At 37.9% G+C, this 12,582-nt stretch carries 14 protein-coding genes; 9 read left to right on the forward strand and 5 right to left on the reverse strand.

From position 1 onward, the window contains the following. Positions 1-179: 179 nt before the first annotated feature. Positions 180-740 carry a hypothetical protein gene (locus IEX65_RS14230; RefSeq protein WP_188766748.1) on the reverse strand — a complete coding sequence of 187 codons (561 nt, stop codon included), beginning with the start codon at positions 738-740 and terminating at the stop codon, positions 180-182. A gap of 252 nt (positions 741-992) precedes the next feature. Between IEX65_RS14230 and IEX65_RS14235 the strand changes: the two genes are divergently transcribed. Continuing rightward, entirely contained in the window at positions 993-1,436 is a 444-nt protein-coding gene (locus tag IEX65_RS14235) for an NUDIX domain-containing protein (RefSeq protein ID WP_188766749.1), read from the forward strand. 87 nt (positions 1,437-1,523) lie between these two features. On the opposite strand, the gene IEX65_RS14240 is transcribed toward IEX65_RS14235, so the two are convergent. Further along, on the reverse strand, positions 1,524-2,708 hold the full coding sequence (locus IEX65_RS14240; protein ID WP_188766750.1) for an MFS transporter: 1,185 nt from the start codon (positions 2,706-2,708) through the stop codon (positions 1,524-1,526). Positions 2,709-3,032: 324 nt separating this feature from the next. Here IEX65_RS14240 and IEX65_RS14245 point away from each other — a divergent pair, with 324 nt between their 5' ends. The 7 genes from IEX65_RS14245 to IEX65_RS14275 all read left to right on the forward strand — a co-directional run bounded on the left by IEX65_RS14245 (position 3,033) and on the right by IEX65_RS14275 (position 8,461). After that, on the forward strand, positions 3,033-3,971 hold the full coding sequence (locus tag IEX65_RS14245; RefSeq protein ID WP_188766751.1) for a hypothetical protein: 939 nt from the start codon (positions 3,033-3,035) through the stop codon (positions 3,969-3,971). Between the two features lie 164 nt (positions 3,972-4,135). After that, positions 4,136-4,426 (forward strand): YciI family protein, encoded by a 291-nt coding sequence (locus IEX65_RS14250; protein WP_188766752.1) that lies wholly within the window; start codon positions 4,136-4,138, stop codon positions 4,424-4,426. Positions 4,427-4,460: 34 nt separating this feature from the next. Beyond that, the gene (locus IEX65_RS14255) at positions 4,461-4,928 is read left to right on the forward strand and encodes a GNAT family N-acetyltransferase (RefSeq protein WP_188766753.1); all 468 of its coding nucleotides are present in this window, start codon (positions 4,461-4,463) and stop codon (positions 4,926-4,928) included. Then, positions 4,925-5,383 (forward strand): hypothetical protein, encoded by a 459-nt coding sequence (locus IEX65_RS14260; protein ID WP_188766754.1) that lies wholly within the window; start codon positions 4,925-4,927, stop codon positions 5,381-5,383. The genes IEX65_RS14255 and IEX65_RS14260 overlap by 4 nt, the downstream gene beginning before the upstream one ends. Before the next feature lie 12 nt (positions 5,384-5,395). Then, the gene (locus IEX65_RS14265) at positions 5,396-6,493 is read left to right on the forward strand and encodes a DUF695 domain-containing protein (RefSeq protein WP_188766755.1); all 1,098 of its coding nucleotides are present in this window, start codon (positions 5,396-5,398) and stop codon (positions 6,491-6,493) included. 6 nt (positions 6,494-6,499) lie between these two features. After that, the gene (locus IEX65_RS14270; protein ID WP_188766756.1) at positions 6,500-7,129 is read left to right on the forward strand and encodes a LysE family translocator; all 630 of its coding nucleotides are present in this window, start codon (positions 6,500-6,502) and stop codon (positions 7,127-7,129) included. Positions 7,130-7,195: 66 nt separating this feature from the next. After that, positions 7,196-8,461, forward strand: a complete 1,266-nt coding sequence (locus IEX65_RS14275) for a Xaa-Pro dipeptidase (protein ID WP_188766757.1) — start codon at positions 7,196-7,198, stop codon at positions 8,459-8,461. An 82-nt stretch (positions 8,462-8,543) separates the two neighbouring features. On the opposite strand, the gene IEX65_RS14280 is transcribed toward IEX65_RS14275, so the two are convergent. From IEX65_RS14280 to IEX65_RS14290, 3 genes are all read right to left on the reverse strand, one after another. Next, a complete protein-coding gene (locus IEX65_RS14280) occupies positions 8,544-9,530 on the reverse strand; it encodes a 2-hydroxyacid dehydrogenase (RefSeq protein WP_188766758.1) in 987 nt (328 codons plus the stop codon). 48 nt (positions 9,531-9,578) lie between these two features. After that, positions 9,579-10,445 carry a PorV/PorQ family protein gene (locus IEX65_RS14285; RefSeq protein WP_188766759.1) on the reverse strand — a complete coding sequence of 289 codons (867 nt, stop codon included), beginning with the start codon at positions 10,443-10,445 and terminating at the stop codon, positions 9,579-9,581. Between the two features lie 117 nt (positions 10,446-10,562). Continuing rightward, a complete protein-coding gene (locus IEX65_RS14290; RefSeq protein WP_188766760.1) occupies positions 10,563-11,825 on the reverse strand; it encodes a DUF8457 domain-containing protein in 1,263 nt (420 codons plus the stop codon). Between the two features lie 144 nt (positions 11,826-11,969). On the opposite strand from IEX65_RS14290, the gene IEX65_RS14295 reads away from it, so the two are divergent. After that, on the forward strand, positions 11,970-12,545 hold the full coding sequence (locus IEX65_RS14295; RefSeq protein ID WP_188766761.1) for a thymidine kinase: 576 nt from the start codon (positions 11,970-11,972) through the stop codon (positions 12,543-12,545). Positions 12,546-12,582 lie beyond the last annotated feature (37 nt).

The raw sequence follows: 12,582 nt of genomic DNA on the forward strand, positions 1-12,582 counted from the left end.
AAAAAGTGTTTAGCTGTTAGCTATTAGCTGTTAGCTTTTCATATTTCATAACTACCTGACTATAAATTCACTACAATCAATAATTTTGGACAATATATATAGAAAAACTTGATACTTCAATAAAAAAGAAAAGCGTCAGTTTTTCAACCGACGCTTCATCTTTCACTTGTAAATAGTCATTATTTCACATCATTAGCACTAATTGCATTTCCTTGTAAAGGCGGAATACCACCCAGCGGCATTCCGCTCACAGGCTTGAACATATCGAGGTCATAAAACAAGTAAGCCAATTTTATAACCCCACGGGCATAAGGCTTGAGTGCTCCATCTTTTGTTTTTTCAAAGACCTCTTTTACTTGTATCAAATATGTATCTTCGTTTCTGGCCAGTGCCGCCAAATACGCTATCGAACCATTCCCAAAAATTGTCTGATTAGCAACTTTCTTACCGTCTCTTAATAAAGATACATCAAACTCTTGTACAACAAGTTCTTTCTTTTCTTTTCGGTCTTTTTCATAAAACGGAAAAGTTTTCAGCGATAGCTCAGTATCTTTACGCCCAAAAGCTAAGTTTGAGGGAGCAATCTTGCCGTTAATCAAACACTGTACTTTGATGATTTTCTTTTTTTCTTCTTGCGGTGTCTCTGCTACGTCGGTGGCACTCTGGGCGAAGGCTACGGTTGATGTTAGGCCCAAAGCGATAGCCATCACCTTGAGTCTGAGTTTGGAAAAGTTTGTCATTTTACAGCAATTTTTTTAGTTGAAACTAAAAAGTTGAACATTTGTGTTTTGATGTTTTGTAAGCAAAAGTTTTGTTATTAAGCGGTATCAAAAGGCGTGCCAAACCGTTTTTTTGAAAATTATTGCTTATTATGCTCCATAAATTCATTGGAACTTATTCATAAGAACTAAAGCATTGAATATCAAGCTAAACAGTTTAATATACCACTCTCAAATCAGTAGATATTTTTATTTTTAAAGGGAATATTTGTTATGCCAATCAATATACGTCCAGCAATTTTAATCTTTGAGAATCAGCAAGTACTGACTATGCAGTATAATTATGGTGGGCAAGAAGTGTATAATTTACCAGGAGGAAACTTAGAATTAGGCGAACACCTAAGCGATGCACTGGCTCGTGAAATGCAAGAAGAACTGGGCATTGAGGTTGCAGTTGGAGAAATGATTTTGGTCGGGGAAGTTTATTTTGAAGACCGTAAAAAGCACACATTGCATATACTTTTTGAAGGAAAAATTACGTCAGGAATTCCGACCATCAACCCCAATGAGACTTCGGCCTTAGCCATCAAATGGCTTGCTGTAAATGATTTAGAGAAAGTAAATCTGTATCCAAACCTCTCAAAGCAAATTCAAGAGTATTTCGCAGGGAAACTGAGCAATAAGTATATTGGGAAAATTGACCAGCAGTGGTTTTAAGATAGTCCACGGTCAACAGCCGACAGTCAACAAAAGTAAATCCGAAATTTATGCACAGTCAATGGCCCGAAGTTTTCTACTAATTAATCACGCACTCGCTTTCATTGCTCGAATCTTTGGTGAATAAAGATAAAGTAAAGCTATCACCGTAAAACTTCCCATTGCAGCAAAAGCTATCGGGAAACGGCTGGCGTCGTTGCCATAAATCCAAGCGGAAAGGAATGCACCTAAACCAATACCTGCTTCGAGCGAAATATACATCGTTGCCAATGCTCGGCCTCGGTTTTCTTCTTCGCACAAATCGACTGTCCACGCCTGTGTGATGGGCGAGATAACTCCCAAAGCCAAACCAAAAAGAATAGCCGAACCCACAAAAGTGTAAATATTACTGGCAAAAACAGGTAGCATCATTCCGACAATCAGCACCATACAGGCCCAACGAAGCACCGATATTCTACCATTTCGGTCGGAGAATTTTCCTGCCACAACCCTAATAAACAACGATGAAAGTGTATATATCAGGAAGAAAATACCTTTATTTTTGAGTCCAACAGTTTTGGTCAAATCGGGTGCGAGTGTCACAATTGCACCATAGCTAAACGAGGTCAAGAAAACTACAATAGCCGCTGGCAAAACCATTCGGTCGAACATATCATCACGACTGATTTTTAGCGAATTGAGTGTAAACTTTTCTTGCTTTTCTTTCGGCAATGTTTCTTTCATATTATACAAAATCGCAATCGAGATAAGAGCAAACATCGACGACACATAAAACAACACATTGAGCGAGAAAGTAGCGGCAATCCAACTACCCAAAGCAGGGCCAAAAGCCATACCGAGGCTCCCCATAAGACCGTGCATTCCCATCGCCTCACCTCTTCGATGCACAGGCACAATATCAGCAATGTATGCGGCTGTTCCAGTAGGTTTGAATCCCGTAGAAAAACCATGCACCAAACGCAAAAATAGAAAAGGATAAACCGTAGTAACCAACGGGTAGAAAAAACCACAAACAAAACAAACCAACGACCCAAAAGCCATCACAGGCACACGGCCGATTCGGTCGGTAAGGCGACCACTAAAAGGGCGAGAAAAACCTGCCGTGAGCGTAAATAAACTAATGATTAAACCTTTATATTCTTCGCCGCCCAAGCTCGTCAGGTAGTCGGGCAGCTCAGGTATGAGCATATTAAAACTACAAAAGAACACCAACGAACTAATACAAAGCAGCCAAAATTGAAGAGAAAATATACTATCAGATTGTTTTTTCATAGAATCAAAAGCCACAACAGCCTCAATGAAGTTTTCTAAAATACACAGGCTTTTTACCCTTTTTAGAAGAATTTTTCTGCAAAAATAAGGTCAAAAACTCGAAACAGAAAGGTATTTTGTGGATAAAAGCATTTAAGCACAGGTTTCGCCCAAGAAAATATTTTTCATTTTTATTTAAACCCTGTGCAACCTTTTGTATCAAATGATACGTCAATTATTTCGGAGTCTCCAAATTTTGTCCATTTAAGTTTGCTATTCAATTTTTATGAAAAGATGTGTACACAATAATTTTTTATGTATTACTCTTAAACTAACAAAATCAAAATGAAAACCAATTTTTTCAAAATTACAGCTTTGAGTCTTGCTTTGGGAGCGGCAATGATTGCTTGTGATAAGACAACTAACACCGTAACGTCAAGCGACCAACTGGCCAATGCAGTGGTAGATAATCAGACCGCCAACGAACAGTCAGAAGCAGCCTATGAATTAGCAGATGATGTAACTTTTATGCCGTTTGGTGGTAGAAATTTCAGAGAAACTGGCGAAACTCTCGACAAAGGAAACGGATTTTTTCCGATGCTTGGTATGGGTTGGAACAAACCTTGGAAAGGAAAAGACGGAAATTGTGCAACAGTAACAAAAACAGTTGCCAACAATGTAATCACAATCGTATATGACTATACGGCAGTTTCGGGCGGTGTTTGTGGCACAACTCCAGTTAGTGGAAAAATGACAATCACAATGCCTGTAAAACCAGATTCGACATTCTCTGGCACTTTGGTCAGAACAGTAACTTATGATAACTTAAAGCGTGATTCGCTTACCGTAAATGGTTCGCACACTATCACTACAACCGTAGTAAGTGGCAAAGCAACAGCCAGCGAAAAATTGGCAAAAATGACAATTTTGAACTCAAATTCGGGTAAAACAATCACTTATACGAGTACACGCTCAAGAAAAGTGGATAACAAAGGTACTTCTGACCGCAGCGATGACGAATCATCGGTAACAGGTTCGACAACGGGTAGCTCAAGCGATGGAACTAAGTTCTCAAGCAATATTACAAAAGCCCTTGTTACTAAAAACTCCTGTTCTTCTTCAAAAGGATTCCCTGTGAGTGGAACAGAAGAAATTGTAGCAGCTGATGGCACTAAAAAAGTAGTTGATTATGGCGATGGTACTTGCGATTTGAAATATACAGAAACTACCAACGGTGTGACTGTAGAAAAAGAAAGAACAAGAGGCGGAAAAGGCAAGAAGTAATCAATGGTTTAATTATAGAATTTTTCAATTTTTCATAGAATAATAGAAAAAGGTTAGTAACACGTTTAAATAATTCGGAAAGCGTTGCCAAAATTTTGGCAACGCTTTTTTTTATTCATCACCCAAAAGCGTTTTCTTTGTATAATTACCTAAAAGAAAAACCAATGAAACAATATGTAGTAGTGGCCCAAGATGGCCGTGATGAACAAGCACTCGACCGCCGTATGGCTGCCCGCCCTGTGCATTTAGCAGGGGCAAAAGCCCTAAAAGCCAATAATAATTTTATAGTAGGTGGAGCCATGCTCGACGATAACGAAAAAATGATTGGCTCAGTGATGATTTTACAGTTTGAAAACGACGAAAAAATGCAAGAATGGTACGATAACGAGCCATATATCAAAGAAGGTGTTTGGAAATTCGTAGAAGTAATGCCTTTCAGAGTAGCCGATATTTAAGTTTGAGCCAGACTACGGCTTAAATAAAATACTTATGACACAAATTATCAGAACCACCAACGAAAACCCAGATTTTGCTCCATTAGTTACTTTGCTTGACGCTCATTTGTGGGAGCAATACCCCGAAACACAAGCAGAGTATGATACTTACAACGTAATTGAGCAAAATAACACGGTAGTGATTGTTTATCTTGATAATCAAGCAGTTGGCTGCGGGTGTTTCAAAAAAATAGACATCGAAACTGCCGAACTCAAGCGAATGTTTGTAAAACCCGAAGCTCGTGGTAAGGGTATCGCTCAGTTGATTATCAAAGAATTAGAGCAATGGGCAAGCGAACTGGGCTTTAAAGCCATGCTTTTAGAAACACTCTATAAGCAGACTTCGGCCATTGCTTTATACCAAAAACAAGGCTATCAAGTTATCGAAAATTACGGGCCTTATGTTGGTCTCGACAAAAGTATTTGTATGAAAAAAATTATTCAACCCTCATCTAAAATATGAAAATCAGCTTATTACCTATTTTTTGTCTGTTTGTTGTGGCTTGCCAATCGAATAAGCCCGAAACCACTCAACAAAAATCATTACCGATTGAAGGCACATGGAAACTCCTGTCGGGAACTATCATCGAAAACGGAGATACAACCGTGACGTCTTACACTGAAAATGTATCGTTTATTAAAATCATCAACGACTCTCATTTTGCTTTCTTGAAACACGCCTTGCCCAATAATAATGATTCCACTGCTTTCGATGCTGGTGGCGGTAGCTATACTTTGCAAGACAGCACCTATACTGAACGCTTGGAATATTACAAAGCCAAAGCATGGGAAAATAACGATTTTAAGTTTACGGTAAGCATCAAAAACGATACACTCATTCAAACTGGCATCGAGAAAGTTGAAAAAGCTGGGGTAAATAGATTGAATATTGAAAAATACGTTAGATTGAAAAAATAAATTCATACAAAAATGAGCTTTTTAAAGAAAATCTTTGGAAAAAAAGAAGAACCCATCACATCGTACGAAGATTTTTGGAACTGGTTTCAAAAACATGAAAAGACATTCTTTAAAGTTGTCAAAGAACACGGCGATATTGAGCAAGATTTTTTTGATAAACTTTCGCCTAAACTAAACTCTATCAAAGAAGGTATTCTATTAGTAACTGGAATGTTCGATGATAATACTGTCGAGTTAATTATGACTCCTGATGGAATAATTAAGAACATTGTTTTTGTTGAAGAACTCGTTCAGTCTGCTCCTAAAATAGGTGGTTGGCAGTTTACAGCATTGAAGCCTGTTTCAGATATAAAGGATGTCAACATAAGGATGGCTGAGTATGATTTTAATGCTCAAAATATAAGCTTTTACTGTAATGATTATGCTGACTTCCCAGATGAGATTGATATAACAATTGTTCATGATGATTTTAATGAAGAAGATAAAACAACCATTACAAATGGTACATTTATATTTATTGATAACTATCTGGGAGAGTTAAATTTTATAACAACAATTGATGAAATTCGAGTTACAGGCAAAGAAAATAATGGTAAAGATTTAATTCCCATTGAAAAACTAAAAGATTTTTTAGTTTGGAGGCAAAAAGAGTTCATCGAAAAATATGATGGAATTAGATACAATACAGAAAATGATGATTACTCAATGCTTGAAGCAACACTTCAAAATGGGAATCCTCTCTTAGCAATAATAAATACGGATTTGCTCAGTTGGCAAAGTAAAGCCTCACATCCTTGGATTATGATTGTTGAAATAAAATATGACGGAGAAAATATTAAAGGAATGCCTAATGAACATGATTACAAATTATTAAATGACATAGAAAATGAAATTTTAGAAGAATTAAAAGACTATGAGGGATATCTAAACATTGGCAGACAAACAGCAGATGGATGTAGAGAAATTTATTTTGCTTGTAGAGATTTCAGAAAACCCTCTAAGGTGTTATACCAAATTCAAAATAATTATTTAGAAAAAATAGATTTAAGTTTTGAAATTTATAAAGACAAGTACTGGCAAACTTTCAATCGTTTTATTCCAAAGTATTAAACTTCTATGCCCGATTTACAAAACTTCCTACTTTTCGCTTTAGCGGCATTAATGCTCAATATCACACCCGGGAATGACATGATTTTTGTTATTTCTCGAAGCCTGAGTTATGGTACAAAAGCGGGCATTTATGCTGCATTGGGCATTGGATTAGGTTGTTTTGTACATATTTTTGCTTCGGTGGTGGGGCTTTCGGTCATTATTCAACAATCAGAGATTCTGTTTAATATAATCAGATATGCAGGGGCAGCATATCTGATTTTTATCGGTATCAAGAGTTTTATAGAAAAACCTTCCACGATGATTTTTAACCAAAGTCAAAACGATAAAAACACCAATCTCAAAATTCTTCGACAAGGCACAATTACGAATGTGCTAAACCCAAAAGTTTCATTGTTTTTCTTGGCTTTTTTACCACAATTTATCAACCCACAAGCCGAAAACGTTTCAACGCAAATTCTACTGTTAGGACTTTGGTTTAATTTTTCAGGAACGGTAGTAAATGTATTAATCGCACTACTTTTCAGTAAAATCATTGCTAAACTGAGCAATTTTCAGCAATTTTGGAAGATTCAGAACAAGATTTCAGGGGCAGTTTTGGTGGCTTTAGGTTTGCAAATTGCCCTTAAAAAATAATAAATCGAGCAAATTATTAGCTTATAAAACTTACCTCAAAGTCATAACATTTATACTTCAAAACAAATGAAAAAACTTCTTTTTTTACTTTTTATCACTACGCTAAGTTTCGCCCAAACCGAAACCATAACAGCCATCAAAGCAGGTAAATTATTCGATAGCGAGCGTGGAATATTCGTTGATAATCAAACCATTATCATTAAAAACAATATCATTTCCGAGGTAGGCTCAAACCTAAAGATTCCTGCTAACGCTACTGTCATTGATTTAAGTAAACAAACAATTTTGCCAGGCCTCATTGACTGCCATACACACATCACGAGTCAGCCCGAAAACTACATGGAAGACCTATTCCGTAAATCTCCAATTGATATAGCAGTAACGGCACATATTTATGCCAAGCGTACGCTCGAAGCGGGCTTCACCACTTGCCGTGATGTAGGTTCAATCGAGTATGTTGATATTGCCCTTCGCAATGCCATCAATGCTGGTAAAATCGTAGGCCCTCGCCTCTATGTTGCTGGTCCTTATATTGGTGCCACGGGAAGCCACGGCGACATGAATGGTTTCTCTCCTTATGTAAAAATCCATCAAATTGGTTCGGTGGCCGATGGGGTCGATGAAATCAGAAAGCAAGTTCGCACAAACATCAAATACGGAGCCGATTTAATCAAATTTGGTGCGACGGCTGGGGTTTTGACCGAAGAAGAATCAGTCGGTGCCCCACAATACTCACAAGAAGAAATGAATGTAATGGTAGAAGAAGCCACCATGTGGGGCAAGAAAGTAGCGGCTCATGCTCACGGAACTGAGGGAATTAAAAGAGCAGTAAAAGCAGGCGTGGCATCTATCGAACACGGAAGTTTTATTGATGATGAAGGAATTCAGTTAATGAAACAAAAAGGCACGTATTTGGTAGCTGATATTTATAACGACGACTATATTTTGGCAGAATATGCAAAACTGGGTTTCCCACAAAAAATCATCGAAAAAGAGCGTTTAGTAGGTCGTACACAACGGGAAAACTTCCAAAAAGCCGCCAAAGCAGGCGTAAAAATAGCCTATGGGACTGATTCGGGTGTGTATCCACATGGCGATAATGCAAAGCAGTTTTTCTATATGGTAAAATACGGGCTTACGCCAGCTCAAGCCATTCAAGCAGCCACTATCAATGCCGCCGATTTGATTGGAGCAAAAGATAAAATCGGTTCGATTTCGGCAGGAAAATTTGCAGATATTATTGCCGTAGATGGTAATCCAGAGCAAGACATTACAGTAATTGAGAAAAAACTTACTTTCATTATGAAAGATGGAGTAGTTTATAAAAAATAGTTTTGTAGGACAGGTATTCAACCTTTCAATGGTAAGTACAACATTGTTTATTCTTGATTGATTGAAAGTTTGAAAACCTATCCTACAACTCAACTTCATTTCCTGATTTTTGCCCTTTTTCAAAAGCTGTAATGTTATTGAGTGTTATGATAGCTATTTGAGTTAATGCTTCTTCGGTCAAAAAACCTTGATGCGAGGTGATTAACACATTCGGAAATGTCATTAATCGAGCCAAGGTATCATCAACCAAAATTTCTTCCGAAAGGTCATTGAAGAAAATATTACTTTCTTGTTCGTAAACATCAAGGCCTAAATAACCCAATTTTTTACTTTTTAGCCCTTCTACTACTGCTTGTGTGTCAATCAACGCTCCACGACTTGTGTTGATGAGCATTGTACCAGTTTTCATTTGAACAATAGAAGTTTCGTTAATCAAATGAAGGGTTTTATCCGTAAGCGGGCAATGCAGCGAAATAATATCTGATTGCTGTAAAACTTCATCGAGTGATGTATATTTTACGCCAGAATCTATCAAACTTTGATTCGGGAAAATATCGTAAGCCACAACCTTACAGCCAAAACCTTGCATGATACGTGCAAAAGCGTCGCCGATTTTTCCTGTACCAATCACGCCAACGGTTTTGTGATAGAGGTCGAAACCAATGAGTTTTTCGAGCGAAAAATTGCCTTCACGTACACGATTATAGGCTTTATGAGTTTTACGATTAAGTGCCATTATTAACGCAACGGCGTGTTCAGCAACTGCATGAGGCGAATAGGCAGGTACACGCACGATAACAATGTTTGATTTGTGGGCGGCTTCTAAATCAACATTATTGAAGCCTGCACAACGCAAAGCAATGAGTTTGATGCCGAGTTTTGCCAGTTTTTCGATGACTGAAGCATTTACTTTATCGTTCACAAAAACACAGATGCCATCGAAGCCTTCTGTCAAACGAACGGATATTTCGCTCAAAGCCACATCATAAAATGTAAGTTCGTGAGTTTGATTATGCTTTTCAAAGAAATCTTTGTCGTAAGGTTTTGTGCTAAAAAAGGCAATTTTCATGAAGAAAGATGTGTTTTGTGAATAATTATTTGGTGAAGATACAAATAATTATTGATTGCTACTTTTACCAATTTGATAGCTAATTGATAAATGATTTGAAAATCCCAGAGCCGAGTGGCTACTAAGGGCATAGTCGAAAATGAACTGTTTTGACTGAAAGCCAAATCCAAAATGTGCATTGTTGAGTTTGGAGGTCAGCCCCGTACGAAGATAAAAATTTTTGACGATTTGATACTCAATACCCGCCTTGATGAGTGTTGGTAATTCAGTGTTTTTTTCAGCTTCGGCTACTAACAGAATTTGTTTGGTTGGGGTAAACGCAACCCCTAAACGTAAAACGGTTGGAATTAACTGCGATGCAAATAGTTTTGCACCAGTGAGATTGTAGGCATGAAAACCCATCTGTACTTTAGAGCTAAATTTGGTCATTACCCCAAACTCGGTCAGTAAGGTATTTTTATAAGCAAAGTTCTCGATAGCTGCTTGAAAATAACTTACTTTTAGTCCCAAAGAAACCCGATTCATGCTTTTTCCGACGGCCAAACCCAGTTTTTGTTCATTATAAAGTTTATCACCAAAACGCTCAACACCCAGTCCGACATTTGCCAATTTTGTATTATAATTACCTGATAATGATAGTGTTTGTAAGCCAGCAATGTTGTAGCGTGCGTGATAAGAAGTGCTTACGTAGTTTTCTTGCAAAAATCCTAAACCAGCGGGGTTGTTGAAAACCGAATTTCGGTCGGCCAAGGCAACGGTTGCATTACCAATTCCCCAACTTTTTGCTCCGATAGGAAAAGGGTCGCCAGATGCGAAAATCGAATTGGTTTTCAAAAGAAATATCATTCCGCAGAAAATCAATGTTTTCCACATTTTGATAAGTTTTTGATAATACACAGCAATTGATTTTGACATTTCTCTAAATTTTGGGCAAAATAGAGAAATCTAAAGAATTTGTCAAATAAAAAAGCCATGAGGTCTGTACCGTATGTCTGACCTCATGGCTTTTACAAGGGTACAAACCCTTGAATATCAATTAAATCTACGTTTTACTATATCAATAAATTCTTCGGCTTCTGCACCAGTTATATCCCACATGTAGCGAGGTACATATTTTTTCAAAATCAATTCTTTGGCTTCGCTAAAATCTTTACAAAGCTCGAGTTCTTCGAGTGCGTGCGAGAAAGCCTGAATATTTCCACCAAAAAGATTATTCGTAAACAAAAAGCGTTGGTTCAACGAAATTGCTCCCGTAATGCCTTCGATGCGTGAATTTTGGTGATAATCCAGCACCGATTTGCTCGATTGTGCTTGGTCATTAACTGATTTCTGGTCGCTGGCCAGTTTTTCATTAAGTCTAATATCTTCGGGTTCTTTAGGAGCTAAACGCTCGGCCGCTGCTTCGCTGATTCTCGGTGTGAGCGATTCTACTTTTTGTTCATAAATAGGCGTTGGCTCTGGTCTTTGTGTCACAACTGGAGCAACCTCAACTGGGCGTTCGACAACAACCGTAGGAGCTGGCTCAACCACACGCTCAATAACAGGAGCAGGAGTTTCTATAACTCTTTCTACCACTGGTTGTAGCTCGTATCGTGCTTGTGCTACTTCTTGTCTTGGTTGTGCCACAGGGGCTACAAAATCAAAAAATGAAGCATTGGCATCTGCTACTTTTGGTGCTTCTTTACTCGGAACTAATTCTTCTGGAATCGGCACGATTTCGGCCAACTGAGCTAAATACTGGTCTGGTTTTTCGAGTGTAAGAGGCGTTTCTTCGAGCCAAGTCATGGCCTGATTCGCAAATACAAACTCTTGTCCGTTGAGTTTTTCGGCCAATTTTGGCAAAATATCTTTATTAATCAAAATATATTTTGTGAGCGGACGAATATTTTCTTGACTGAATTTGAAGCTCGGTAAATCCCGCATCAATTCTTTATAAAAAGTTTGTGGCTCTAAGATAAGTACTAAAGTTTCGCCCACCGAATCGACCAAAAGAGGCTCGAAATGCTCTCTTTTTACCGAAATATGTTGCGAAACTGTATTCATGAAGGTTTTGAGTGCTTGTTGAACTTCCGAAGCACCAAAATCAAAATACGGACTGCGAAGACGTTGTGTTTCAGCCTGCCACTTGTCGAATAATGCCTTGATTGTCAGCATATTGACTTGCTGAATAGTACTTAAAGAAAGAATTTGCTTTCCTGTAATACTACTATACTGGGCAAAAAAATCATCACATACCTTGGCCGCAAAAGCCTTACTATACCGTTCGACGGCGGACAAATTCAATTTGTTCGACATTAGTAAATTCGTTTTTTTTGTATTTTATTAGTGGTTGGCTATAATTTAGGCTTAATGAACATAGTGAGCATAGCCTTATTTTCATGACAAAATTAACGCAACTTTGTTGCCAGTTTTTATTAGAACGAAAAAAATAATTAAATAATGTTTATCGAACCAAAAAGAGGGAGAATTCACGAACAAAAAACTGGCTGGATTGAAGTGGTTTGTGGCTCAATGTTTTCGGGAAAAACCGAAGAATTGATTCGCCGACTAAAACGTGCAAAAATAGCAAAGCAAAAAGTAGAGATTTTCAAACCAGCGATTGATGTGCGTTATCATGAAATTGATATTGTATCGCATAACCAAACTGCGATTCGTTCTACGCCCGTACATACCTCAGAAGAGATTTTGTTGATGACTTCCGACTGTGAGGTTGTGGGGATTGACGAAGCTCAATTTTTTGATGAAGGAATTGTGGAAGTAGTCAATAAATTGGCCGAAAATGGTAAGCGAGTAATCATTGCGGGGTTAGATATGGACTCTCGTGGTATTCCGTTCGGCCCAATGCCAGCTTTAATGTCGATTGCCGAATACGTAACTAAAGTTCACGCTATATGCGTAGTTTGTGGCGATATTGCCAATTATTCATACCGAAAAGTACCAAACGAGCAGCAAGTAATGCTTGGAGAATTAGATTCGTATGAAGCTCGCTGCCGAAAATGTTTTCATGCGGGATAATACAAACTGTGACACACTTTTGAAGTGTGCCACAGTT

Origin of the sequence: Emticicia aquatilis (assembly GCF_014644295.1) — a bacterium.
Lineage (GTDB): Bacteria > Bacteroidota > Bacteroidia > Cytophagales > Spirosomataceae > Emticicia > Emticicia aquatilis.